Source organism: Sorangium aterium (genome assembly GCF_028368935.1).
In the GTDB taxonomy this organism is placed as follows: Bacteria; Myxococcota_A; Polyangia; order Polyangiales; family Polyangiaceae; genus Sorangium; species Sorangium atrum.
In genome coordinates this window covers 1359432-1383746 of sequence record NZ_JAQNDK010000004.1, presented here as the reverse complement: position 1 = coordinate 1383746, position 24315 = coordinate 1359432, and the positions used below count along the sequence as shown (strand labels likewise).

Annotated in this window: 21 protein-coding genes; 2 read left to right on the top strand and 19 right to left on the bottom strand. The window is 68.5% G+C overall.

What is annotated here, in order from left to right:
- Position 1: 1 nt before the first annotated feature.
- The gene (locus POL72_RS36695) at positions 2 to 607 is read right to left on the bottom strand and encodes a hypothetical protein (RefSeq protein WP_272101463.1); all 606 of its coding nucleotides are present in this window, start codon (positions 605 to 607) and stop codon (positions 2 to 4) included.
- Positions 604 to 1356, bottom strand: a complete 753-nt coding sequence (locus POL72_RS36690; RefSeq protein ID WP_272101462.1) for a thiamine phosphate synthase — start codon at positions 1354 to 1356, stop codon at positions 604 to 606. Before POL72_RS36690 ends, POL72_RS36695 begins: the two co-directional genes overlap by 4 nt.
- 122 nt (positions 1357 to 1478) lie before the next feature.
- Between POL72_RS36690 and POL72_RS36685 the strand changes: the two genes are divergently transcribed.
- The gene (locus POL72_RS36685) at positions 1479 to 2966 is read left to right on the top strand and encodes a hypothetical protein (protein WP_272101461.1); all 1488 of its coding nucleotides are present in this window, start codon (positions 1479 to 1481) and stop codon (positions 2964 to 2966) included.
- 288 nt (positions 2967 to 3254) lie between these two features.
- Here POL72_RS36685 and POL72_RS36680 read toward each other — a convergent pair whose 3' ends face one another.
- The 15 genes from POL72_RS36680 to POL72_RS36610 form a co-directional block, all read right to left on the bottom strand.
- Positions 3255 to 4817 (bottom strand): acyl-CoA carboxylase subunit beta, encoded by a 1563-nt coding sequence (locus POL72_RS36680; RefSeq protein ID WP_272101804.1) that lies wholly within the window; start codon positions 4815 to 4817, stop codon positions 3255 to 3257.
- 37 nt (positions 4818 to 4854) lie between these two features.
- Positions 4855 to 5640, bottom strand: coding sequence for an enoyl-CoA hydratase/isomerase family protein (locus POL72_RS36675; RefSeq protein ID WP_272101460.1), 786 nt, complete (start codon positions 5638 to 5640; stop codon positions 4855 to 4857).
- On the bottom strand, positions 5637 to 6584 hold the full coding sequence (locus tag POL72_RS36670) for a beta-keto acid cleavage family enzyme (protein ID WP_272101459.1): 948 nt from the start codon (positions 6582 to 6584) through the stop codon (positions 5637 to 5639). The genes POL72_RS36675 and POL72_RS36670 overlap by 4 nt, the downstream gene beginning before the upstream one ends.
- Before the next feature lie 24 nt (positions 6585 to 6608).
- The gene (locus POL72_RS36665; protein WP_272101458.1) at positions 6609 to 7097 is read right to left on the bottom strand and encodes a MarR family winged helix-turn-helix transcriptional regulator; all 489 of its coding nucleotides are present in this window, start codon (positions 7095 to 7097) and stop codon (positions 6609 to 6611) included.
- A 292-nt stretch (positions 7098 to 7389) separates the two neighbouring features.
- Positions 7390 to 8760, bottom strand: coding sequence for an STAS domain-containing protein (locus POL72_RS36660; protein ID WP_272101457.1), 1371 nt, complete (start codon positions 8758 to 8760; stop codon positions 7390 to 7392).
- Between the two features lie 34 nt (positions 8761 to 8794).
- The gene (locus tag POL72_RS36655) at positions 8795 to 9205 is read right to left on the bottom strand and encodes a hypothetical protein (protein ID WP_012234416.1); all 411 of its coding nucleotides are present in this window, start codon (positions 9203 to 9205) and stop codon (positions 8795 to 8797) included.
- A 34-nt stretch (positions 9206 to 9239) separates the two neighbouring features.
- Positions 9240 to 9731, bottom strand: a complete 492-nt coding sequence (locus tag POL72_RS36650) for an ATP-binding protein (protein WP_231864758.1) — start codon at positions 9729 to 9731, stop codon at positions 9240 to 9242.
- Positions 9731 to 10720 carry a PP2C family protein-serine/threonine phosphatase gene (locus POL72_RS36645; RefSeq protein WP_044964406.1) on the bottom strand — a complete coding sequence of 330 codons (990 nt, stop codon included), beginning with the start codon at positions 10718 to 10720 and terminating at the stop codon, positions 9731 to 9733. The genes POL72_RS36650 and POL72_RS36645 overlap by 1 nt, the downstream gene beginning before the upstream one ends.
- A gap of 48 nt (positions 10721 to 10768) precedes the next feature.
- On the bottom strand, positions 10769 to 11686 hold the full coding sequence (locus tag POL72_RS36640) for a slr1658 superfamily regulator (RefSeq protein ID WP_012234413.1): 918 nt from the start codon (positions 11684 to 11686) through the stop codon (positions 10769 to 10771).
- 24 nt (positions 11687 to 11710) lie between these two features.
- Complete coding sequence (locus POL72_RS36635) at positions 11711 to 14095, bottom strand: PP2C family protein-serine/threonine phosphatase (protein WP_272101456.1); 2385 nt, start codon at positions 14093 to 14095, stop codon at positions 11711 to 11713.
- Positions 14096 to 14177: 82 nt separating this feature from the next.
- Positions 14178 to 15341: a methyltransferase domain-containing protein gene (locus POL72_RS36630; RefSeq protein ID WP_272101455.1), complete on the bottom strand. Its 1164-nt coding sequence runs from the start codon at positions 15339 to 15341 to the stop codon at positions 14178 to 14180.
- Between the two features lie 71 nt (positions 15342 to 15412).
- Positions 15413 to 15970, bottom strand: coding sequence for a hypothetical protein (locus tag POL72_RS36625; protein ID WP_272101454.1), 558 nt, complete (start codon positions 15968 to 15970; stop codon positions 15413 to 15415).
- A gap of 1030 nt (positions 15971 to 17000) precedes the next feature.
- Positions 17001 to 18218 carry a tetratricopeptide repeat protein gene (locus POL72_RS51405; RefSeq protein WP_272101453.1) on the bottom strand — a complete coding sequence of 406 codons (1218 nt, stop codon included), beginning with the start codon at positions 18216 to 18218 and terminating at the stop codon, positions 17001 to 17003.
- Positions 18215 to 19777 (bottom strand): SpoVR family protein, encoded by a 1563-nt coding sequence (locus POL72_RS36615; protein ID WP_272101452.1) that lies wholly within the window; start codon positions 19775 to 19777, stop codon positions 18215 to 18217. The genes POL72_RS51405 and POL72_RS36615 overlap by 4 nt, the downstream gene beginning before the upstream one ends.
- 6 nt (positions 19778 to 19783) lie before the next feature.
- The gene (locus tag POL72_RS36610; RefSeq protein ID WP_272101451.1) at positions 19784 to 20893 is read right to left on the bottom strand and encodes a DUF444 family protein; all 1110 of its coding nucleotides are present in this window, start codon (positions 20891 to 20893) and stop codon (positions 19784 to 19786) included.
- Positions 20894 to 21095: 202 nt separating this feature from the next.
- Between POL72_RS36610 and POL72_RS36605 the strand changes: the two genes are divergently transcribed.
- Positions 21096 to 22376 carry a hypothetical protein gene (locus tag POL72_RS36605; protein WP_272101450.1) on the top strand — a complete coding sequence of 427 codons (1281 nt, stop codon included), beginning with the start codon at positions 21096 to 21098 and terminating at the stop codon, positions 22374 to 22376.
- Positions 22377 to 22690: 314 nt separating this feature from the next.
- On the opposite strand, the gene POL72_RS36600 is transcribed toward POL72_RS36605, so the two are convergent.
- Together POL72_RS36600 and POL72_RS36595 are read right to left on the bottom strand one after the other, a co-directional pair.
- Positions 22691 to 23314, bottom strand: coding sequence for a hypothetical protein (locus POL72_RS36600; protein WP_272101449.1), 624 nt, complete (start codon positions 23312 to 23314; stop codon positions 22691 to 22693).
- Between the two features lie 63 nt (positions 23315 to 23377).
- Positions 23378 to 23743: a hypothetical protein gene (locus tag POL72_RS36595; RefSeq protein WP_272101448.1), complete on the bottom strand. Its 366-nt coding sequence runs from the start codon at positions 23741 to 23743 to the stop codon at positions 23378 to 23380.
- Positions 23744 to 24315: the final 572 nt, after the last annotated feature.

The window sequence follows — 24315 nt, the reverse complement described above, 5'->3', positions numbered from 1 at the left end:
GTCAGCCCTCGCCCCCTCCGCCCAGCCGGTCGTATCCGCCGTCCTCGACGCGCCGGCCGGCCCACGCGTGGATCCGCCCCTCGCTGGCGAGCACCACGGCCGCGTCGTGCCCGGCGCCCTCGTAGAGGGCGATGATCCCTGCGTCGCCCACGGAGGGCGCGCCCTGCCCGCACCGCTCGAGCGCCGCCGGCAGCCGCGCCCGCCGCCGCATGGTCGCGCCCGCGATCTCGAGCGTCGCCGGCGGCTCGTCCGGCGAGTCGGCCGCCGCAGGCGCGAGCCACAGGATCTCGCGCCGGGGCGCGGGGAAGGCCACGACCGCCCCGTGCGCGCCGCCCTCGGGCGCGAGGAACACCGCGGCGACGATCTCGCCCCGCTCGCGCGCGACGATCGCGCCCGAGAGCCAGCGCTCCTCGCTCCCGGCGAGGACCACGTCGCCGAGCGCGAGCGGCAGCTCGTGCCACGGCGCGTCCCCCGGGGGCGCCGCCGGCGCGCCTCGCGCGCGCTCGCCGCCGTTCCCTCCCGGCGCCTCCCGCTCGCGGCGCGACGCCATGTAGCCCACGGTCGCGGCCACCGCCGCGGCGGCCGCCGCGAGCAGCGTGAGGCTCATCGCGCGCCCCTGTCCGCGGGCGCCGCGCGCGCGCCCGCCAGCGCGAGCGCCGCCTGGAGCGCCCGCGCCCGCGCGCTCACCTCCTCGAGGGCGCGCGGCGCGGGCGTGCCCTGATCCGGCAGCAGCGCGGCGATGATCGCGGCGGCGGAGCAGTGCGCGCCCACCTCGGCCGCCCTCTCCAGCGAGATGCCGCCGATCGCCACGACCGGCAGCCCGGGACGCGCCCGCTCGACCAGGGCGCGCAGCGACGCGAGCCCCTCGATACCGACCACGGCGTCGGGCCGCTCCTTGCTCGAGGTCGCGAAGATCGGCCCGACGGCGACGTAGTCGACGCGATCGAGGGAATCGCCGGAATCGCTTGAATCGCGGAGCTCGCTCGACACCCGCAGCGCGGCCTCGATCTGGGCGGACGTGTGGGTGGAGAGCCCGACGCGCAGCGGGACGGAAGCGCGCTGCGCCAGCCTGCGAACCGCGGTTACCGGGAGGTCGTCCTGGCCGACGTGCACGCCGTCGCAGCGGGCGAGGATCGCGAGATCCGCCCTGTCGTTCGCGAACAACGGCACGCCCGCGCGCGCGGCCAGCGGCTGGATCGCGCGGAGGAGCGAGAGCGTCTGGGCCGCGCCGCCCCGCTTGTCGCGCAGCTGGATCGCCGCGGGGCGCGCGTCGAGGACGGCCTCGGCGAACGCCGCAGGATCGAGCCCGCGGCGCGCGAGCGAGTCGGTGTCGACGATGGCGTAGAGGCCGCGCATGACCACGCTTCGAGCGATGGGAGAGCGCCCAGGCGCTCCGGAGGAGGCCAGGCTCGCTGGCTACGCTAAGGTTGACGCCCCCGGAAAGAAAGCGGAAGCGTTCGCTCCCGAACGGATCCTCCATGCGCATACGTCTCGTCCGGATCGCCCGTCTGTTGACCTCGATCGCTCCGACTGCAGCGGCCGTGATGGGGCTCGCGTCGAGCCCTGCGCTCGCGGAGGAGAAGTCGAGCCCCGCGCAGCAGACCGAGGGGCCGGGCTCCGCCGTGCCCGCCGCGGGGCCGAAGGCAGGCGCGACCCCGCCGCCCGCAGCGAGCAAGGTCGCCGCGCCCAAGGCGAGCGTCGGTGCGCCCAAGACGAGCGCGAAGAAGAAGGCGCCCGAAGCCCCGCCGCTGCCGCCTGCGCCGGCGCGCCTGTGGCTCATCGCGCCGTCGCCTCACGGGCCATGGACGTTGCGGATCGACAACGAAGGGGAGCGGCCGATGCGCGTCCCGGCGGACGTGCGGCTGCTGCGCCTGGAGGTCGACACGCTGAACAAGCGCACGAAGAAGACGGTTCGCTGCGCCGCGCCCGCGGGGCTCAAGCCGAGCGGCTTCCCGGAGCGGCGCGCGCTGCTCCTGGCGCCTGGTCAGTCGTACATGGAGCATTTCGATCCGCGCCTGCTCTGCTTCGGAAAGGACGAGGCGGCGCTCGCCGGCGGGTCGGTGGTGAAGGCCTGGTATGGCTGGGGTCCGCCGCCCAAGTGGTCGAAGAAGCCGCCGGCGGCTCCGTTCGCTGCGGAGTCGACGGACCATCCGCCGGCATTCGCCCCTGCGCCCGGCCTCGCGGGGCCCACCGTCGTGCTGAGCTACGGCCTGCCCCACGAGGAGGCCACGGAGACGGAACACCCGGGCGACGCCAAGACGCCGTCGCCGGCGGACCCGACAGCTCAGCCCCAGGACGACAAGGCCGCTCAGCCCCAGAGCGACAAGGCCGCTCAGCCTACGGACGACAAAGCGGCCCAGACGTCCGCGGACAGTTCAGCTGGCGAGGCCGCGGAAAAGCGGGTTCCGTCGGACAAGGACCGCGGCGCCGGTCCGCGGGGCAAGCCGATCGTGGACGCCAATGCGCCTCGCCTGGAGCTCACGAGCGACCCCTGGTCCGACGCGGCGAGCCCTCGCTCGATCGTCGTCCGGGTGAGCGCGAAGAACGCTGGCAGGCGCCCCATGACCGTCGCCATCCGGTCTCGGATGTTCGAGTTCCACGTCGCCGGCCCGAACGGCGAGACGAACTGCGCGGCGGCGCCGCCGACCGGGGCGGTCCCGCGCGATCTCTTCAAGACGCTGAAGCCCGGCGCATCGGTCGACGTCTCGCTCCTCCTCCGGGAGATCTGCCCCACCGACACGTTCAACCGCGAGGGCCTCTACGAGGTGACGGCCACGCTGCACGCGAACGAGCCGGGCACCGAGCTCGCCCTGGACGCGTACACGGCCGTCGTCCCCGCCAAGAACACGACGCTCCTTCGCGTGAAGAGCGCACCAGAGCCGTTCTACGCGGCCGCGCCGAGAGCCGTGCCGACGCCGAAGCCCGAGGACAGCCAGGCATCGGAACACGAGGCTCACGACGAGTAGAGCGAAGAAGCGGACCGCGCGTCAGTGCGGCAGGGACGCTTGGTGGTGGGGTCTTTGGCCGAAGGTGGGGTCTTTTGAACCGCCAAGGCGCCATAAGACGCCAAGAAAAAAAACATAAAAATATTGGCGTCTTATGGCGTCTTGGCGGCTCCATTTTCCAGCAGGGGTACGTAGCCCACCACCGGACGCGCCAGGAGGCGCCAGGGACGCACCGGGACACGACAGACAGGGATGCGCCGAGGCGCGGCTGACACACCCTGAGGCCGAGCCCCCCATCCCTGGCGCGACTTACACCGGCAGGATCCCCCGCTTCTTCTCCGGCCGCTCCACCCGCTTCTTCCGCGCGAGCTCCAGCCCCCACGCGATCGCCCTCCGCGTGTCCCGGGGATCGATCACGTCGTCGATGAGCCCCCAGCCGGCGACCTTCATCACATCGATGTTCTTCTGGATCGCGTCGACCATCCCCTGCTTCACCTCCGGCGGCGGCGGCGCGTCGCCGAACATCTTCCTCGCCGCGATCCCGAGCATCCCCTCCGGCCCCATCACGCTGATCTCCGCGGTCGGCCAGCCGACGATGAGGTCCGGCTCGTACGCGCGCCCGCACATCACATAGTAGCCCGCGCCGTACGCCTTGCGCACGACCACCGTGATCTTGGGCACCGTGGCCGCCGCCATGACATGCAGCATCTTCGCTCCGTGGCGGATGATCCCCTCGTGCTCGACCTTCGAGCCGATCATGAACCCCGGCACGTCCTGCAGGAACACGAGCGGGATGTTGAACGCGTCGCAGATCTGCATGAAGCGCGCGGCCTTGTCCGACGCGTCCACGTCGAGGATGCCGCCCATCTGGGTCGGCTGGTTCGCCACGACGCCGACCGGCTGGCCGCCGATGCGCGCGAGGCAGGTGATGATCGAGCGCGCCCACCGCGGCTTCAGGTCGAACCGCTCGCCGTGATCGACGATGGCGTCGATCAGCTTCAGCATGTCGTACGCGCGCCGCGGGCTCTCCGGCAGGAGGTCGAGCAGCGACTCCTCCCGCCGGTCGATCGGATCCGTGACCGGCAGGCGCGGCGGCTCCTCGTCGCAGCTCGAGGGGAAGAACGACAGGTACCGCTTCACCGCCGCGACGCACTCGGCGTCGCTCGGGTACTCCGCGTCCCCGACGCCGCTCTTCGTCGCGTGCACCTTGCTGCCGCCGAGCTCCTGCTCGGCGATGTCCTCGCCCGTCATCGCGCGCACGAGCGCGGGGCCGCCGAGCGCCATCGAGCCGACGTCCTTGACCATCGGCACGAAGTCCGCGAGCCCCGGGATGTACGCGGTGCCCGCTGCGCCTGGCCCCACCATCGCCGCGACCTGCGGCACGACGCCGCTCATGTGCACCTGCTCGCGGAACAGGTGCCCGGAGCCGGCGAACAGCGAGATGCTGTCCGGGTGCATCGAGCCGGGATCGATGCGCGCCCCGCCCGAGTCGATGAACCACACGATGGGCCATCGGCCGCGGAGCGCCATCTGCCGCAGCCGGGTCACCTTCTCCTCGCCCGTGTGCCCGATGCTGCCGCCCTTCACGGTGAAGTCGTACGCCGCCGCGCAGACCATCCGCCCGTCGACCTTGCCGAACCCGCAGACCACCGCGTCCGCCGGCGGCCTGTCGCTCCCGTCCGGCCCGGCCGCGAGCCCCATCTGCGTGCCGTGCATCCCGACCTCGAAGTGCACGCCGTCGTCGAAGAACGCCGCGAGCCGCTCCCGCGCCGTCATCTTCCCGCGCGCGTGCTGCTTCGCCACGCGCTCCTCGCCGCCCATCCGCCGCACCTGCTCCCGGCGGGCCTCGAGGTCCTTCACGAGCTCTCGCATGTTCACGGGCCACCTCTCCCTGCGCGCCCCGGCGCGCCTACTTGCCCGACCAGCGGGGCTTCCGCTTCTCCAGAAAGGCCAGGAGCCCTTCCCGCGCGTCGTCCGTCGCGAGGCAGCCGGCGAGCCGCTCGCGCAGCAGCGGCAGCGCCGACTCGAGGTCGAGATCGTCCTGCGCCGCGAACGCCTCCAGGCCGAGGCGCACCGCGATCGGGCTCTTCGAGGCGATCGCGGAGGTCACCTCGTCGACCGCGGCGTCGAGCGCGCCCGGCTCGACCACCTTGTTGAGCAGGCCGCACTGCGCGGCCTCGTCGGCGTCGAGGCGCTGCCCGAGGAGCATCATCTCCAGCAGCTTGCGCCGGCTGACGTGCCGCTGGAGCACCGCCATGATCATCATCGGGAACAGGCCGACGTTGATCTCCGGCGTCCCGAGCTTTGCGCCGCGGGCGCCGATCGCGAAGTGCGACGCCGCGACGAGCCCGAGCCCGCCGCCGAGCGCGTGCCCGTTCACCCGCGCCACGATCGGCTTGCTCGAGTTGGCGAAGGCGAGCAGGAGGTCCGCGTAATCGCCCTTCATCTCGGGCGGCGGCGCCCCGTCGGCGCCCGAGATCTGCGCGAAGTCCCCGCCCGCGCAGAACGCGTCGCCCGCGCCGGTCAGGACCACGCAGCGCACCGACTCGTCCGCCGCGCCCGCCGCCAGGGCGTCGAGGAGCTCGCTCACCATCGCCGGCCCGATCGCGTTCTTGCGCCACGGGTTGTTCAGCGTGAGCCGGAGGACCCCCCCCGCGGAGAACGCCTGGATGACCGTGTACGCGCGCGCCGTCACGACGCCGACCCTCCCGCCGCTCCTGCCGCTCCTGCCGCGCCGCCGTCGTGAAGGCCCAGGATCTGCCGGGCTTCCTCGACCGTCGCCGGCCTGCGGCCGACGTCGCGCACCATGCGCACGGCCACCTCGCAGAGCTCACCGTTGCTGCGCGCCATCTCGCCGCTCGGCAGGTAGAAGTGGTCCTCGAGCCCGCACCGCACGTTGCCGCCGAGCACGAGCGCCGCCGCCAGCATCCTCCACTGCCCGTGGCTGATCCCGATCACCTCCCACTCCGAGCCGGGAGGCATGATCCTTGTCTGGAGCTGGAGCGACTCCACGTGCGCGGGGATGCCGCCCAGCACGTTGACGATGAACGAGAACTGGAGCGGTGGTTTGAGGAGCCCCATGTCGACGAGCGGCCAGGTGCCCTGGGTGTGCCCCGTATCGAAGCACTCGAGCTCGGGCTTGGTCCCGGCCTCGTTCATGGCGTGAAGGAGCTTGCTGATCTTCGCGTACGTGTTGGGAAACACCATGTCGAAATCGAAGGTCTTCCGCGCGCGGGAGTACTTCGAGTAGTTCATGGTGCCCATGTTGAGCGCCGCGATCTCGGGGCGGCTCTCCCGGAGGGTCGCGCACTGCTCGTTCACGTCGTCGAGGAGGGTGCCCGTCGAGAAGTTCAGGATCACCGGGCAGCGCCGGCGCACCTCGTCCTTGATCCGCGCGAATACGGCCGGAGAGAACGTCGGAGATCCGTCGTCGTTGCGCGCGTGGATGTGCACAGCCGCCGCCCCTGCGTCGTAGGCCCGCTTCGCCTCCTCGGCGATCTCGACCGGCGTGTACGGGATGGCCGGGCACTGCTTGCGGCCGGCGAGCACCCCTGTCAGCGCGCAGGTCACCACGCAGATATCGGGATCTCGCCCGTTCGGATCCCTCGGTTCCCCGGTGAACGTCGGCTTCTCTCTCATGCCCCCTGCCTCCCTTTCGCGTCCTCAGCGCCGTCGCTCTTCTTCAGTCCGGTTCTGTCCGACCCGCGACACCACCTGTTTTTGCAGCTTCGTCAGGATCCGGAGCAGATCGCGCAGATCGGTCGGGCTCAAGCTGAGCAGCGCGCTCCGGAAGATCTCCATCGGTTCGACCTGGATCTCGCGGGCGAGCCGCGCCCCCTTCTCGCTGAGCCGGATGTGGACGACGCGCCGGTCGGCCTTCGAGCGTTCGCGCCGGACGAGCCCCTCTCGCTCCATGCGATCGACGATCCCTGTCACGGTGCTGTTCTGCGCCCGGATGCGCTCCGACAGCGTGGACAGCGAGAGATCCTGGAACGACTCGAGCAGCTTGAGGATGGTGAGCTGTGGCCCGGTGAGGCCGAACCCGCTCGCCATGCCCTTCGTGAGCCTGCGCGACTCCGTGTAGAGATAGATGATCATCTCCACGATGGCGTCGATCTCCGGCCTCTCGGGCGGCGGCAGGGTCGCTGTCACGATGCTTCGTGTACGAAATATTCGCTCCCCGGGTTTGCGTCAAGCTCCCGCGCCCCCCGACCGAGCGAGCGCTGCCCCACCGCAGACCCCCGGTCACCAACCTGAACGTTCACGTCGTCGTGAACGTTCACGGGGTCGTCGTCGTGAACGTTTACGTGGTCGTCGTCGTGGTCGTGGTCGTGGTCGTGGTCGTGGTCGTCAACGATAGGCCGTGAACGACCACGACCACGACCACGACCACGTAAACGTCCACGTAAACGTTCGGGGGGGAGAACGCGGCGCGAAGCGGGAGCTACCGCCGTCCCTGCCGCCGCTTCCCTGTCCCCCGGTCTGCCCGGAGCTCCCGGATGCACCACCTCAGCGCCTCCTGGAGGTCCCGATGCACCTGGACGGACGAGAGCTCGACCCCGAGCGACGAGGCCGTCTGCGCCACCTGCGGCTGGACCCCGGCCACGACCCCTTGCGCTCCGAGCAGCTCGATCGTCTGCAGCATGCTGATGAGGTGCTGCGCCGTCGTGGAGTCGACCTCTTCGACCCCCGTCACCTCGACGATCGCATAACGCGACTTCGTCTCGACGATCGTGTGCAGCAGCTTCTCCGTGATCTCGGTCGCCCGGTGACGATCGATGCTGCCGACGAGCGGCAGCACGAGCACGCTGTCCCAGACCTGGATGATCGGCGTCGACAGCGTCTCGATCGCGGACTCCTGCCGCGAGATCACCGCGCGCATCGACTCCTGCTGCTCGACCACGGCGCGCAGCGACTCCTCGGCGCGCATGCGCTCCAGCGTGATCGCGAACATCTCGCCGATGACCTGGAGCAGCGCCCGGACGCTCTTGTCCCACGCGCGGGTGGATCGCACCGCGTCGAGCCCCACGACCCCCACGAGCCGCCCGGCGTACGCTGCAGGCATCCGGACGAGCGAGGCGATCCCGAGCTCCGTGAAGGCCCGCCGCTCGCTCGCTGCCTCATCCGGTAGATCGGCCACGCGCGGCACGTCGCACACCTCAAGGCGGAACAGCCGCTCGACGAGCCACGGATACACGTCCCTGGAGACGACCCCCCGCTCCGCGCGCAGCGACGGCACCCCCTCGGCGCACCACTCGTGCGTGTTCAGGAACCGCCGCCCGTCCTCCGCGAGGAGGAAGAGGCTCGTCCTGTCGGCGCGCAGCGCCTTGCCGAGCTCCGCGAGCGCCGAGTGGAAGCCTCGGTCGACGTCCGAAAGCTTCACGTTGATGAAATGGGCCGAGATCGACGCGACCAGCATCTTGGTCTCGATCCGCTGCATCAGCGCCCGCTCGAGGCGCTTCTGCTTGCCCACGTTGCGCGCCCAGCCGTACACGAGCCCCTCGCTCGGTACCGAGAGCATCGACCACGACAGCCAGACGTAGAGGCCGCTCCTGCTCCTGCACCGGTTCTCCAGCCCGAGCGTGACGGGCCCCTGCCGGAGCCGATCCATCTGCTCCCTGGTCGCGACGACGTCGTCCTGGTGCACGAGATCGAGGAGGCTCTGGCCGACGAGATCCTCCGTCCCCAGGCCGAGCGTCCGCTCCCAGGCGCCGCTCACACGCAGGAACGATCCATCGCTCCGCAGAACACACAGCGGATCGGGACAGACAGCGAAGAACCTCTCTACGTCCGCTTCGTTCGAAGGTGTGTCCATCGCCGGCAGCCCTACCCAGCCCACACCCCCACGCTTAGGTCTCCTTGACGTCCTCGAACGTCGTCCGCGCGGCCACGTGCTCCTCGTTCAGGTTCAGCAGGATGGGCAGCGTCTCGTGCTGCCAGTCATCGTCGAGGATCCGCCGCACGGTCACCCGGCCGGGCACCAGGTTGTACACGGCGTCCACGATATCCATGATGACGTAGAAGCCGTTCGAGTTGCAGAACCGCATCTTCACGAAATCCATCACCGTGGACGTGATCGGGTGCTGCGGGAGGACTCGGGCGAGCTCGTCCAGGTAGCTCGACAGGTACCGGTACGGGTTGTCGATCCGGATAGCGCCCTCGAAGGTCAAGACGAGGCGGTTGTCGTCATCGAGCCGGGCGACCGACTGAAAGACGCTCAGCCCGCCATCCGTGATTTCTCCATAGCTGAGAGCCTTCATACGCGACCTTTCGTGGAAAACATACGCAGCCTTTTCAAGGGAAAGTAGCCTGGACGACGAGGATTCCATCGACGTACTGCGTCGAGAGATGGAATTTGTTCTCGGCGGTCAACCGAATGAGCCCTAGACCGCCCCTGCGTCGATCGTTGCGCCTCTCGCGCACCGTCCTGGCAAAGAGCTCTCTCGGGTCCTCCGCGGCGAAGATCTCGTCGAATACCGCCTTGACGGTCCGGTACTCTTCCGGCGTAACGCGGTTGGATACCTTGATGAGCAATCGATCGGGATCGATGCTCAGATCGAGCCGCACCTCGCTCTCACGCTCGGTCCCGTGCTGGAGCACGTTGGTGACCAGCTCCGTGACCACCACGTTGACCTTCTGGCAGATCCGTCTGGGATAGAACCTCACCAGAAGTGCGTCCAAAAAGTTCGCAAGCAGGCCGGCCACGTCGCCCGTGATGTGATCGATCGGAGAGATATATATCGATGCACCGACCGACGTCTGCGAATGATTCTTCTCGGGCTTCATCAGGCGCACCTTCGCAGGATGATCAGTGTGATGTCGTCCGCGTCCGCGACCCGGAACCGCGTGTAGTCCTCGATGCACCGGTCGAGGATCACCTGCACCGGTTCCTCGCTGTGCTTGACGACGATTTCGTTGAGACGTTGCACGGAATATATCTCCCCGCTCGCGTCCTGCGCCTCGAACATCCCGTCTGTGTACAAGGCGAGGACGTCATCCTCCTCGAACGGCAGCTCGAACTCATGAAATGGCTTGATGCGCAGACCGATGAAGTTGCTCACCCGGTTGAACGAGCGAGGCGTACCGCGACGGACCAGGAGCCCGTACCCTCCGCCCGAGACGTAGCGGAGGAATCGGTCAGTAAACATGACGAAGTTCACCGTCGCGTACCGGCGAACCTCCCGGAGGAACGAGTAAGCGCTCCGGTTCACCCAGTCCACGATCGCCCCCGGGCTATCGAGCCGCTTGGTAGCGTGGGCGAACTGCGCCTTCAGAAACGCCATGATGAGCGCCGACGATACTCCGTGACCTGAGATATCGTAAACACCTATCGCGTGGCGCTCGCCGGGGAGGTAGAAGAAGTCGTAGTAGTCTCCTCCGACCTGGGCGAGCTGCTTGTGGAAGATCGCCATGTCGAACGACGAGGCGATGGCCCCGCTCGCCTCCGGAAGCAGGGCGCGCTGGACCTGCCGCGCCACCGCGAGGTCGTCGTCGATGGCCCGGTTGTACCCTTCGAGCTCGTTCTCGATGCTGGTCGCGTGCTCCAGGATCGCCTCGTGCACCAGCGAGAGATCGTCGAAGTCGAGCTTCAGCTTGTCGACGTACTCCAGCAGCGCACTGCAGCGCTCCATGAAGTCTGTGAAGTTCCCTTCCTCGCGGAGCAACGTGTTCCACGCTTGCCGCTCCTTCACGATCGCCCTGATGGCATCCAGATTGCTCTGCTTCTGCAGGAAGCCTCTGGAGTGCATCGAGCTGATGTCCTTGGGTGCAGTCATGGCTCGACCTGGACGCGATTCGGGTTGGACGGAAGAACCCATCCGATCTCAATCACAGAGTATCATCTCGAAGTTCTGATTGAACTTCTTGAGGTTGGGCAGCGACTTCCCCTGCCACGGGATGGACTTCGACCCACGGACGATGAGCTGGAGTTCGCCCTTCTTCCTGGTGGCGATCGCGAACTTGTAGAGGACGTTGATCCCCGAGCTGTTCAGGAAGTTCAGCGCCCTTACGTCGAGTGTGATGGTGGGAGGGTTCGTGGCCAGGACCTTGTCGAGCAGCTCCTCGATGGGGGCGTACTCGGTGGTGCCGCCAAGACGAAGGATGCCTTCCAGGTACACCACCACCTCAGAGGGATCGTACCAAACCCGATAGTTACCACCTTTGATTTCCATTCTCGACCTTTCATTCAAAATAGGAATCCTGGCCATGGTCTTGATGCTGAAGCTGTTGACCGAGATCGGGTCCAGCTTCCACCCAAGACTCACACCGTAATCATTCATGATGATGAGATACCCGAGCCCCGACCCGGCGTTCTCCGCGTCTTCGGCGTTCGCCTCCGCCTGCCGACGCAGGAGCTCCCCAGGGTCCTCCTGCGTGAGCTCGAGGAGCTTCTCACGGAGCGAGGGGACGGCGGCGTTCGTGATCTGGTTGCTGACGAGGCACACCAGGTCCTCACGCCCGATACCCACGGTCACGGTGATGTCACCGTGCTGATTGAACTTGACGGCGTTCTCAACCAGTTCGTTCAGAACGTACCCGATGGCGCCTGAGACCTCGTCTCGGCTGATGAGCCTGTCCTCGCCGTCTATCTCCGGAAAGAGCTCGCCGAAGTACTCGGCCATGAAGTTGGCCGTCAGGTTACAAAGGCTCCATCTCACCGCGAACGAGTCGGGGTACAACGTCAGCGACATGTGTTCGCTGAACGAATCGTCTAAAGAGTAGACGCCGATGATTTCGCTCATGGTAATGCCCAGTCTCCCCCTTGCTCATACCCTCTTAATGACAAGTACAGTGATGTCATCATGGATTTTGTTGTAGCCTACGTGCGCCAAGACGTCCTCGATGATAGCGTCCTTGATCTCCCGCGAGGTTCTTTCGTGGTTTCTCGAGATCACCTGACACAGACGGTCGATTCCGTACTGCTCCTCTGCAGAGTCCTCCGCCTCGGTGATCCCGTCGCTGAAGAGCGTCACGACGTCCCCGGGCTCCAGCTTCACCTCGATGCTACCGATGAAATCGCTGATATCCAGGTCGATGCCTATCGGCAACCCGAGCCCCATGGTCTCGACACGATCGAGGGTCCCGTCCTTCCGGACGATGATCAGGTCCTCGTGCTGACCGGTGAGCTGGAGCTCGCCGTCGCTGTAGTCGAGCAGGGTCAGGGACAGGTTCTTGTCTGACCGGATGCGCTGGATGTTCTGGTAGATGACCTTGTTGACGATGCTCAGGAACTTCTTCGGATCCCGCTCGTTGGCCGCGAGCAGCGTCCGGACGGCCGTCTGGACCATGAGCATCAGCACGCCGCTCTCCAGCCCGTGGCCGGTGACGTCGCCGATGCCGATCTTGACGAGCCCGTCGCTCCGGAGCACGTCGTAGTAGTCCCCGCCGACCTCGTCCGCAGGGGCCATGTAGCCCGCGATGTCGAGGCCCGGGATCTCCTGGAGCTCGCTCGGCGCCGGGAGCACCATGAGCTGGAGCTGACGCGCGACGTTGAGCTCGGCGCCGAGCCGGATGTTCTCCTGGGCGAGCTTCGCGTTCAGCTCGCTGATCTCCTCGTTCGCCTTCTCGAGGGCCCTCGTCCGCTCGCCGACGAGCTCTTCGAGGTTGTTCGTGTAGGCCTCGATCTCGCTCGCCATCTCGTTGAACGCGACGCCGAGCTGCCCGATCTCGTCCGCGGAGTTCACGTCGATGCGAACGCCGTAATCGCCCTCGCGCATCCGCGTCGCGCCGGTCGAGAGCGCGACCAGCGCGCCCGTCATCTTGCGGGAGATCAGGTAGACGCCCAGCATGAGCACGAGGAACGAGGCGATCGTGATGAGGACCTGGGTCCCGACGATCACCGTCCTGCTCTTCTCGATGCTCTTCTGCGCCGCGAGGAGCGAGGCGTACATCTCCTTCTTCGGGACGACGAAGCCCATCGTCCACCGCTCCTTGGCGATGCGCGCGTCCGGCCCGGCCCAGCCGTTCACCGGCGCGAGCCGCTGGAGGGCGATGATGTACGTCTCGCCCGATATCACCATCTCCCGGTAGTCGACCTTATCATCGTTCGGGAGGACGATGCCAGACACCCCCGCGTCCTCGCTGTCCTTGAAGAACCGCTGCAGCATGCCGACGCCGGAGTTCTGGCCGGCGCCCGCGTCCGTGCGCAGCCGCAGCGTCTTGGCGCCGAGCTCGTTGACCGCGAAGACGTTCCCGTCCGCCTGCGCCAGGAAGGCGAAGCCCGCGGTGGCCAGCTTGACGTCCTTGATCGACGCGATGAGCTGCGCGAGCGTCAGGTCGAGGCCGACGGACCCAACGAACGTCTTGCGGTCCTTCGCCCAGAGCGGGTGGAACGCCGTCATCACGATGCCGCCGCCCGCCGCGTCGTCGTACGGCGCCGTGACCGTGGTCTGATCCGGGTGCGCATCCAGCCCGGCGGGGTCCTTCGCCCACTCGTTCCAGCTCTCGGCGATGCCGGGGAAGAAGAACTTGTACCACCCCTGGTCGTTGTGCCCCGGATACAGCCTGTCGAAGGTCGACGCCATGTCCGTGTACGGCGTCAGCCGCACATACGGCTTGTCCTCGGGGCCGATGTAATAGATCTGAAGCTTGTCGGCGCCGTACTTGCCGAACGCGGGCAGGATCAGATCCAGAAACGCCGTCTCGTCGACGGCCCGCTGGACCTCGGGCCGGATCGTCCCGTCCTTCCCCAGGTAGCCCCAGACGCTGACGACGCTCGGCTCGCGCGGATCGTTCTGGTACCAGTTCCCCTTCGGGTTGTACTTCATCTGATCGCGGAAATACGGGAAGTCGGCGGCCGTCCGCAGGAACGGGGCGATTTCCTCCTCGCGATCGATCACGGTCTGCAGGATGCCGGCGAGCGTCTGGAGATCCCTGTACGCCTCGCCGAGCCTGAGGTTGACGTGAGTGGCCTTGTCCTCCAGGTGATTGGTGAGGTACTCGCGGTTCGCCGAGTTGAGGCCTGCCTCGATCTCCGCGGCGGCCTCGCTGCTCAGCCGGTGGATGCCTTGCCGCCCGACGACGACGTTCCACACGGCACCGAGCAGGACGCTGACGCCCGTCACGAAGATGATCTTGGTGCTGAACTTCCTGAACCTGAAGAGCAGGCTCTGAGGCCGCTGTTCGCCAGGGTTCCGAGGTTGGACGCTCACGGCTGGCAATCTCCTAACGGCACGGCCCTGGGCCGCTCGATCGGCATCACGACGCGGCGGAGCATGATGACCCAGCCTCCCCTCACATGACCCGCATCGGCTTGCGGCCGGAGCCGGCATAGATCGGCCACGAGGCGAGGCCGTGCGGGTGCGTGATGGCCGCCATGTGAGCGCGCAGCCCGGTGCTCAGCTCGGCGTGGTAGTCCGGCGGGGCGCCGGCGGTCCGGGCCATGTTGGCGGTCACGGAGATCCAGCACTCGACGACGCGCGCGAAGTCGAAGCAGTCCGTGTTCATGTTGTTGATGTCGATCAGGTTGACGCGGATGTCCTCGAGGCCGGCCTCCCCCAGGATCTGCCGCGTCTTTATCCCCGTATCGAGATCCATCCCGATCGACCTGCCGAGCTCGACGAACCTCTTGTAGGTCGCGCGGATGAGGTCCTGCTCCGGATAGCCGTACGCGCACGACAGGAGCTCGTTCGTGATGTAGATCCGGCCGCCCGGCTTGCAGATGCGGTAGAGCTCCTGCATGATGCGCTCGGGCTGCGGGAAGACCTGGAGAGACAGACGGCAAGACACGAAGTCGAACGAGTTGTCCGGCAGGAGCAGCGCCGCGGCGTCCCCGTACTGGTACTCGACGTTCTCCAGCCCGAGCCGCCGTATGTGGTCCTGCGCGTACCGGAGCGCGGGCCGGGAGTGATCGACCCCGGTGACGTGCTCTGGCTTGAACTCCTTCTGGAGCAAGATCGCGAAGTCGCCGAAGCCGCACGCGATGTCGGCGATCTTCATCCCCGGGTAGAGGCCGTGGTTCGTCAGCCCCGTCTTCTCGTGCTCCCAGATGATGCGCTCCTGGAGGCGGAGGACGTCGATGAACTCGGCATCTTCGAGCATTCCCTGGCTCGGGTAGAACGCGACGTCGTAGATCTCGACGGAGACGCTCGAGTAGATCTCCGCGATGACCTGAAACTTGCGGATCGCCCAGGGGATGACGCTGGAGATGATCAGCCTGATCTTGAGGTTGGGACGAGCCTCGACGGCCCAACGGACAAACCTGTTGATCTCCAGGAATGCCACGTTGTTCATGTACTTGAGCCGCTTGAAGTCCAGGCAGAGCTCGCCGCTCGCGTTCTTGGCCGCGGTCTCCAGCGTGCCGCGGATGGCCCTCATCTGATCGGCACCGAACGGCCGCAGCATGCCCGAGAGCGCAACCTCCTGGTCGGTCTGGTCGACGCGCATGCTGAAGGTCACCTGCGAGCGCCACGAAGGGAGCCCGCTCGCAGACGAGGGCGGTACGGCGGATTCGCGACCGATCGGAGCTGTCATAGTTCTTCTACCTCAGTGAACGGGAACTGAATCGCCAGGAGGAGCCAGTCCCCGCTCGTGGGTTCGGAGATACTGAGCTTCGAGCCGTAGACGACCGCGAGTTCGAGCAGCCCGAGCGCCTGAGCGTCATCATCCGGAACGTCGTGCTCTAGCTGCTCTCGATACCAGGCCATCGGGTCCGGCTGATTGGCCAGCTGGACAGCATGGTTGTAGAACTTGGCGCTCTGCTCGTTGATCGGGACCTCCGCCTCGACGAGGATGTGGTTCTGCTTCTTGCGGAACCGCATCTTGATCTCGCCGGTGGCGCCGTGATTCCGGTATATCGCTTCCAGCAATTCGTTGAAGAACGTCGATAGCAAGGTCGCGTGGCGCTCGGGGTCATCCTCATTGGCGCTCGCGTACCTCGCGAGGAAATTGGCTAGCTGATGACAGTGGTTCCACCGTTTACTGAAGCCACCGACCGAGAAGTTCGCGGAAATGACCATGCCGTCCGCCGGTAACGCGGGCGGCGGTCGCAAGGTCGGAGCTATGTCGGCCTGCTTGGAAACGGACATCAAAGCCTCGGGGGTTGGTTGACAAGTGAGGCACGAACGAGGTTACCCGGGTTCGGGGTGCCCCGTCGAGTGCATCGCGAGGTTTCCAGCGAGCGCCATCCGGGCCTTCACGCGGCAGAAACGTCAGCGGCCGCCCGGCCGGTTGCACCAGGCATGCCACGGCGCCGTAAACTTTCTGTGATACAGCTCTCATTTATCGAAGATCACTGGCCTCATGACCAGGTGAACCGATGTAGGGTACCGTCTGCTGGTCGACGGTTCCGTTCGGCCGTTTCGCGCTGATCCGGGTGAAACGGGCTCCGCTTGCCTCGGCACGATGTTCGTGGGTCACCACGGCAGGCAGACATTTTGTCCACAGAGCACCCGCGCCGGCGGCGCCATTTGTAATTCGCTACACATGCGCTCCCCGCTCGCCATCGGCGGAGCGCACAGTGGTTGACCATCAGACCATTTAGAGCAGCAGAAGAGAGGTAATCGAAAGTGCGTCGCTGCTGTCAACCCCTTCCTGCGCGCGACGAAGGCGCGCTCAGGCATCGTGTGGTCCCGCGAGTCGCCGCGGGAGTGCGAGGAGATCCGTGCGCCCACCTACCACCTAGCCCATCGCGCGCCGGGGCCGAGTGCGTCTCTCGGACGCGGATTCGGTATGCGGGCCTCTCGCGCGGGAGTCGGCGTCTCGCGGCAGCGCCGCGACGCGCCCGCGCCGGGCGGGCGCTCGCGGCTGGCGCCGGGTGTCGTCTGGCGCCCCGGGAGCGCTTCACAACATGGATGGTCCCGCGGCCCTCGACCTGCTGCGGGGCGCCGCTCGACCGAGCGCCCCTGCGTTCGGCGCGAACGGCGCGAACGGCGCACCAACGCGCGAGGTCGGACATGGCAACGATTGAGCTTGACAATCACCCACGCAGGCCGCGAGTGTCCGCCGTTGCGCTGCCCGGCGCGGCTGCGCGCCGCCTCCCGAGCGCAGCGCGCTGCGCGGCCCGATCGCGAGCTCGCGCCGTACAGCGCCGCCGCGCGCGCGATCGGCGCCTCCGTGTCACCGCGGCGCAGCGCCGCGCCGCTCGATGGCGTCGAGCTCGTCCATCACCGCCTTCACCCGCGGATCCGTGGGATCGACGGCGCGCGCCTTCTCGTACGCCGCGCGCGCGTCCTTCAGCTGGCCGGACTGCGCCAGGGCGTTGCCCAGGTTGATCCAGGCGCTCCCGAGCTTGTCGTCGAGCCGGAGCGCCTCGCGGTAGAGCGCGGTCGCCTTCTGCAGGTCGCCGCGGAGGTGGTACGCATACCCGAGGTTCGAGCGGTACGTGGCGCGCGCCGGGTCGCGCGCCACCGCCGCCTCCAGATGCGGAACGGCGCGCGCGGGATCGTTCGCGGCGAGGAGCGCCGTCCCGAGGTCGTTCTGCAGGCGCGCGTCCGCCGGCGAGAGCCTCGCCGCGCGCTCGTAAGCGCGGATGGCGTCGGCCGTCCTCCCCGCGGCCAGGAGCGCTGTCCCGAGGTTCGCGTGCCGCTCCGCGTCCCCGGGGGCGAGCTCCGCGGCGCGCGTCAGATCGCGGACGGCGTCTTGCAAGTTGCCGAGCGCGAGGTGAGCGACGCCGAGCGCGGAGTGTGCCTCGGCGTCGCTCGGGGCGAGCTCCGCGGCACGTGTCAGCTCACCGAGCGCCGCGTCGGCCCGGCCGAGGACGAGGAGTGTGCGGCCGAGCTCGAGGTGCGCGAGCGCGTGATCGGGCTCGAGCGTCACCGCGCGCTTCAGCTCCGGGAGCGCGGCGAGCAGCGTCCTGTCGCCCGGCGCCCCGTTGTAGTCGGTGGACACGCCGGCCCTGGCGATCGCCGCGCGCTGGGCGCCGACGATCGCCGCGGCGTCCTTCCTGTCGAGCTGCGCGGCCGCGCGATAGGCCCTCTCGGCAGCGGCAAAATCGCCGCTCGCATACGCGGCGTCGCCCTCTTCGAGCTTCCTGTCCGCGGGCGTGCCGGTGCCGCGCGCGACGCGCGGAGGAGGGCTCGCCGCCGCTGCCTCGCTGGTGGACGGCGCGTCGAGCGGGACGCCCGATCCGACCGGCGCGCCCGCCGCGCCCGGGGCAGCGCCGCTCCCCGCAGGCGGCGCGGGCGCCGCGTTCGCCTGCGGGTCGAGCCGGGTAGACGGCGCGGGGACCTCCGTCGAGGGTCGCGACGCCGGCGCCGGCGAGCGCGACGCCGCCGGGGCGCAGCCGGCGAGCGCGAGCAGGACGCCGAGCCGGCGGATCGCTCCGCAGGCGCTCACAGCTTGTACGGGGTCATCGCGTGCTCCTTGCCGTCGTACCGGAGCAGCACAGGCTTGTTATCCATCTTCGTCGCCACGCCGACCGGCCGCTTCCAGCACCGGACGAGCGCCACGAGCGTCTCGCGCGCGTAGTCGGCGCGCAGGTCGAAGCCGCCGTGCACGTGCTCGAGCAGGAGCTCTCCCCGGTTGCCGTAGTTGGCGTCGACGACACGGATGTACGGATCGCCGAAGTTCGTCAGCTGGAAGAGGAGCTTCTCCTTCACCTCCTTGAACTCGCGGCTCTCGATCTCGAACCTGTCGTTCCGCCCCGAGAAGCCGAACGTGTACATCTTCTGCTCGATCACGAACTCCGGCGTCAGGAACTCGTCGATGAAGGTCACGTCGTTGTAGAGCGCGCGCACCTGGAAGATCTTCTCACGGCCGAGGCCGAGCCGCATGTCCCAGGTGCGCTTCGCGTCGAGGTCCGCGCACTCCTCCCACTCGCGGCCGAAGCGGCCCTTGTTCCACCGCTCCTCGATGTAGCGATAGAGCTCCACGCCGACCTTGTAGGGGTTGAAGCGGCCCGGCGCCGTCGCCATGACACCGGCGTTGTTCTCGGCGTAGTCGATGATCTCCGACGCATCGAGGACCTTCTCGGTCATCATCTTCGAGTGCCAGTACGAGGCCCACCCCTCGTTCATGATCTTCGTCTGGCGCTGGGGGACGAAGTAGTAGGCCTCCTCGCGGATGATCTCGAGCACGTCGCGCTCCCACCGATCGAGCGGCGCGTGATCGAGCAGGAACTTGAGCACGTCGCGCTCCGGGCGCTCCGGCACCTTGCGCTCCGGCTTCTTCTGGTCCTGCCGCTTCTTCCGCTGCGCCGCGAGGATCTCCTCCGGGTTGATGAAGGAGTCCATGTACTCCTTGGCCCGGAGCTTGTAGGTGTCCATCGGCTCCTCCGTGGGCTCCTCGTCCTCCTTGGGCGCAGGGCGGCCGCTGAAGGGGGCCCACGGGTCGATCAGGTTCTCGAGCGAGAGGCAGTGGTCGACGAACGCCTCGACCTTGTTGATGCCGTAGCGCTCGATGTGGCGCGACACGCGCGCGCCGTGGTTCGCCATCTTGTCGATCCACTTGCGGTCCGGATCGTAGGCGTCGCTCTTCCGCACGGGGTCGAGGATCGGGCCGCGATGGTCGAGATCGGTCGAGCGGAAGCAGAAGTTGTTCTTGAAGAAGTCGACGTGCGCGTACACGTGCGCCATGACGAGCTTCTGGTCGGTGAGCGAGTTGCCCTCGAGCAGGTAGGCGTACGAAGGGTTGTTGTTGATGACCATCTCGTAGATCTTCGAGAGGCCATACTCGTAGCTCTTCGAGAGCTGCTCGTACTCCATGCCGAACCGCCAGTGCGGGTAGCGGCTCGGGAAGCCGCCGTACGCGGCGATCTCGTTCATCTGGTCGTACGTCAGCATCTCGAAGATGACGGGGAAGAAGTCGAGCCCGTAGTCCTGGGCGATCTTCTCGATGCGCTCCTTCTCGGTGCGCAGGTAGCGGGGAAGCGCGGTGTTCAGGGCGAACTTGCTCATACCGCTCTACTTCCCCTTCCCCAGGAAATCCTTGATGCTGCCCACGATGGCGTCCTTGTCCCTGATCTCGCTCACCACCACCCGATCGTCCTGCGAGAAGTGCTCTTTCAGATCCTTGATGAACTGGCCCGAGCCGTACGGGCTCTCGACCTGCCCGTAGGCGAACATGTTGACCCGCGGCAGGATCTGGGTCTTGAGCACGTCCACGCAGGAGAGCGTGTCGTCCATCGACCAGTTGTCGCCGTCGGAGAAGTGGAACGGATAGATGTTCCACTCGTCCGGCGGGTAGTCGTTGTCGATGATCTGCGAGCAGAGCTTGTAGGCGCTCGAGATCATCGTGCCGCCGGACTCGCGCGTGTGGAAGAACGTGTCCCGGTCGACCTCGCGGGCGATCGCGTCGTGGATGATGAAGCGCGACTCGAGGCCCTTGTACTGGCGGGTCAGCCACGCATCGATCCAGAACGACTCGATGCGCACGATCTCCTTCTGCTCGTCGCCCATCGACCCGGAGACGTCCATCATGTAGATGATGACCGCGTTCGCGACGGGCTCGGTGATCGTCTTCCACGAGCGGTACCGCTTGTCGTCCGGGACGGGGACGACGACGGGCGCCGTCGGGCGGAACGTCCCGCTCGAGATCATCCGCTTGAGCGCCTCGCGGTACGTCCGCTTGAAGTGGCGCAGCGACTCGGGGCCCACCCTGCGGATGCCGGAGTAGCGATCGTGGGCGTTCGAGATCTTGCTCTTGCCCTTGTCCTGGATGTCGGGCAGCTCGAGCTCCTCGCCGAGGATGCCGGCGAGCTCCTCGAGCGTGACGTCGACCTCGAGGAGGTGGTCCCCCTCGCCGCTGCCCGCCTGCCCCTGGCCGGGCTGCTTGTCGTCCGAGCCCCCCACGGGATCGCCGGGGTTGCCGTCGCCCTGCCCCACGCCGCCGCGCTGCTTGTCGCCGAAGCGGAAGCGCGGGATGTCGATCTGAGGGATGGGAATCGAGACGAGGTCCTTCCCCTTTCGCCCGATGAGCTCGCCCTGCGAGATGTACTTGCGCAGGTTCTCGCGGATGCGGCCGCGAACGATCTGACGGAAGCGCCCGTGATCCTGGTCGATCTTCAACGACACGCTCGCGAGTGTAGCATCGGAAGCCGCCTCGGGTCCGCACGTTCGGCGGGCCGCCGAGGTCTCCCGCCCCGGAGGCGTCGCTTCGCCGCTTCCCCGCTTCCGTTCGGCATCTCCATCTCCACTTCCCCTTCCCCACGTCCCCGCCGTTGCCCCACCGCCACGCCCGCCCGTCGTGAACTGACCCCGTGTTAGCCTCGGCGCCGTGCTTTTCCGAGCGCGCTCCCTCCTCGTGTTCCTCGTGCTCGTGGTCCTCGCGGGGCCGGCCCTCGGTTGCGGCTCCCGAGAGCAGCTCGCCGGGCTGCCCGATCTCGCGGGCGCAGGGGGCGCCCCCGACGCGCCGCCCCCGGACCCGCCGGTGTGCCGGGAGGACGGGCTCCCCTGCCAGGGCGCGGCGGACTGCTGCAGCGCCGTGTGCGCACAGGGGATCTGCGGCGGCGACAGCTGCGCGCGGGACGGCGCGCCGTGCGCCGCCCCGGGCGACTGCTGCGCCGGCCTGTGCACAGGCGGGCTCTGCGGGCAGGGCTGCTCCGCCGACGGGGCGCCGTGCCAGAGCGCGGCGGAGTGCTGCGCCGGGGTCTGCATGGGCGGCGCCTGCGGGCGGGGCTGCTTCCAGGACGGGAGCGCGTGCGGATCCGCGGGGCAGTGCTGCTCGCTGAGCTGCGTGGACGGCGCATGCCGCGCGCGGTGCAGCCCGAACGGCGCGCGCTGCATCGCGGGCGACGCGTGCTGCAGCGGCGCCTGCATCGCGGGCGTCTGCGCCGAGGCGTGCGCGCCCGACGGCTCCGTGTGCGGCCAGAGCGCGGACTGCTGCACCGGGCGCTGCAACGCGGGCATCTGCGGCGGGTGCATCTCGGACGGGGACGCGTGCGGCACGGCCGACGCGTGCTGCTCCGGCGCCTGCGCGCAGGGCGTGTGCGGAGGCGCGGCGTGCTCGCACGCGCCCTGCGAGATCGGCGCGCCGCTCGCCGCGGAGTGCGGCGGGTGCGCGGCGGAGCTCTGCCGGTTCGATCCGTTCTGCTGCACCACCAGCTGGGACGAGATCTGCGCCGGCGAGGTCCCCAGGCTCTGCGGGCTGGTCTGCGCCGAGTGCGCCGAAGACGGCGGCCGCTGCGCGTCCGGCGAGGCGTGCTGCAGCGGCGCGTGCGAGGACGGCGTCTGCCGGCCCCCGTGCACGCCCGACGGCCAGCCGTGCGCGGACGCCGGCGCGTGCTGCAACGGCAGCTGCCAGGACGGCCTCTGCGGCGGCCTCGCTTGCCCATCGGACGGGACGGGCTGCGGAGGATGTGTGGCCGAGAGCTGCTGCGCGCCGCTGAACCAGTGCTTGCTCCACTCCGCCTGCGCGGACGACGTGGCGTGCTTCTTCGGCTGCCTCGACGAGGGGAGCGGCCCCGCCGTCTGCGGCTTCGAGTGCATCCACAGCCCGGAGACGTTGCAGCTGCTGCGCTGCGTGGGCACGAGCTGCGGCGGCGGCACCTGCTTCTGACGCGGGGCGCGATGGCGGCGCGAGGGGAGAGGGTCTCGCGCGGGCGACGCGCTCGCCGCGCCTGCGGCTCCTCCGAGCGGGTCTGGAGCGCGGATTTGCCGAGCGCCTGACGCGCAATAGGCGCTTCCGCCGGGGTTGGCTACAGCGGATCCTGATTTCGATTCCGGTGCTTCCCGCCGACTTTCCGACCGGGAAAGAGGGAAGGCTGTGGCACCATGAGTCCACGAGCGAGCTCATGTCGAGAGAGCTCGGGGGGAGGGCTCAATGCCGAGAGGCGAGACATCGAAGGATACGTCCAAGCAGAGGAAGCGGGTTCAGAGCAGCGAGCGCGAGCCAGCTGCGCCTGCGGACTCCCAGGGTGAGGCCGGTCGGAAGGCGCCGCGCAGGCGGACGAAGGCCGCTGCCGGCGCACGGATGGCCGCTGGGTCGACCCGGCGGGTGACCCGGGCGAAGAAGGGAGCGAGCAAGGCAGGAGCGAGCGCCTCGGCGCGGCCGAGCGCGCCGCGGAGCACCGCGGCGGCACAGAAGAAGAAGACCGGCGGCGCGCCGAGGAAGACGACCGCCGGACAGACGAGCCGGCAGCAGAGCGGCGCGGCCAAGAGGGCGGCCACGACGAGGAAGCGGACTGCCACCGGTGGCGCGGCGGGGCGCGCCCGGAGCTCGGCCGGCGCGACGCCTGCCGGCGGGCGCAAGACGACGCGCGCGGCGGGCGCGAAGCGCGCAACGCCGCAGCGCGCAGCAGCGATGAGGAAGCCGTCCGCCAGCGCCCGTGTCGGGCGCGGAGCAGCACGGCGAACGAAGGCGGCGCAGCCGGGCACGCAGAGGGCGGGGCAGAAGCGCGCGACCGCCGGCAAGCGGTCGGCGGCCAGCTGAGCTGCAGCGTCGGGCGCGCCGCTCGCCGCGGAGCGCCCAACCGCACCTTTCCCGTCGCATCCCATCCCAGACATCCCAAGAAGGCGCCGGTAGAGGCTCGGCTGTCGAGCCTCCGCGCCCGGCCGCGATCAGGGCGGTGACGGCAGCGGCTCGCCGACCATGAGGACCACCCAGGTGGCGGCCAGGAAGGGATACGGCGCCCCGCCGAGGCCTGGCATCGCCGACCGCCCGCGCCGCGCGCAGAGGGGGCAGCCCGCGTCGCCGCGCCGGCCGAACAGGTACCGGCGCGAGGACGGCGGCGACGCAGGACAGACCCGAACTTCATCGCCCTCCATCACTCCGCGCACCCCCCCCATCTCGCCCTGCAGCGGAAGCGCCTCCGTGCGCCCGGTCTCCTGCGACGCCCCGCGCGACAGCGGAGCGCGACCGCCCTCGCGAAGCCAGCGCTCGATGGCCCGACAAGCAGCCGCTGGCGTAGGGCGATGCTGGACCATCGTAGGAATGTTCCTTCTGCCGAGCCGAACACAAGCGGCCCAGGCTCCGGATGTAACCCGCACTGCGGGCGAGGTTCATCCTAGCAGGATCCCCGGACCATGCATGGATGACATTCCGTATCTGCGTGGTGCTTCCCACCGCGACAGCCTGTTGTCTCGGCTGTCGTCATGATTGTCGTCTCGTACGCTTCCGTCTGCTCCCCCTGCTCAATCGATATCTCCGAGGCGCGCGCGGAGGGCGGGGCGGCGAAATGGCTGCGCAGCGCGGCAGCGTGTCCCGCCGCCGGCTCGCGCGCAATGGAGCACAGACGCTCCCCGGCTCGCGCGCTCCTGCGATCAGGCGAGGCGGAGAGCGACAGGACATCCCGGAGAGGCGCGAAGGCGAGCCCCGATGGCGCGCGGCGCTCGCCGGGTCGAGCGGAGAGGACGCTCTCCACCCATCGTCAAGGATCGTTTGCGGGGCAGCTCGGGATGGAGACGACGTGGTTCAGGAGAATACCGACATGCGCCCTTCAGCCCTGGCGGGAGGCTCCGGGGCCGGCGCACGGGCGCCGGCGGCGCGGCGGACGAGA

Excerpts from the sequence above, each read along its gene's own strand:
- POL72_RS36695 (WP_272101463.1), bottom strand. The coding sequence starts at position 607 with ATGAGCCTCACGCTGCTCGCGGCGGCCGCCGCGGCGGTGGCCGCGACC.
- POL72_RS36690 (WP_272101462.1), bottom strand. The coding sequence starts at position 1,356 with ATGCGCGGCCTCTACGCCATCGTCGACACCGACTCGCTCGCGCGCCGC.
- POL72_RS36685 (WP_272101461.1), top strand. The coding sequence starts at position 1,479 with ATGCGCATACGTCTCGTCCGGATCGCCCGTCTGTTGACCTCGATCGCT.
- POL72_RS36680 (WP_272101804.1), bottom strand. The coding sequence starts at position 4,817 with ATGCGAGAGCTCGTGAAGGACCTCGAGGCCCGCCGGGAGCAGGTGCGG.
- POL72_RS36670 (WP_272101459.1), bottom strand. The coding sequence starts at position 6,584 with ATGAGAGAGAAGCCGACGTTCACCGGGGAACCGAGGGATCCGAACGGG.
- POL72_RS36660 (WP_272101457.1), bottom strand. The coding sequence starts at position 8,760 with ATGGACACACCTTCGAACGAAGCGGACGTAGAGAGGTTCTTCGCTGTC.
- POL72_RS36655 (WP_012234416.1), bottom strand. The coding sequence starts at position 9,205 with ATGAAGGCTCTCAGCTATGGAGAAATCACGGATGGCGGGCTGAGCGTC.
- POL72_RS36650 (WP_231864758.1), bottom strand. The coding sequence starts at position 9,731 with ATGAAGCCCGAGAAGAATCATTCGCAGACGTCGGTCGGTGCATCGATA.
- POL72_RS36645 (WP_044964406.1), bottom strand. The coding sequence starts at position 10,720 with ATGACTGCACCCAAGGACATCAGCTCGATGCACTCCAGAGGCTTCCTG.
- POL72_RS36640 (WP_012234413.1), bottom strand. The coding sequence starts at position 11,686 with ATGAGCGAAATCATCGGCGTCTACTCTTTAGACGATTCGTTCAGCGAA.
- POL72_RS36625 (WP_272101454.1), bottom strand. The coding sequence starts at position 15,970 with ATGTCCGTTTCCAAGCAGGCCGACATAGCTCCGACCTTGCGACCGCCG.
- POL72_RS36615 (WP_272101452.1), bottom strand. The coding sequence starts at position 19,777 with ATGAGCAAGTTCGCCCTGAACACCGCGCTTCCCCGCTACCTGCGCACC.
- POL72_RS36600 (WP_272101449.1), bottom strand. The coding sequence starts at position 23,314 with ATGGGATGCGACGGGAAAGGTGCGGTTGGGCGCTCCGCGGCGAGCGGC.
- POL72_RS36595 (WP_272101448.1), bottom strand. The coding sequence starts at position 23,743 with ATGGTCCAGCATCGCCCTACGCCAGCGGCTGCTTGTCGGGCCATCGAG.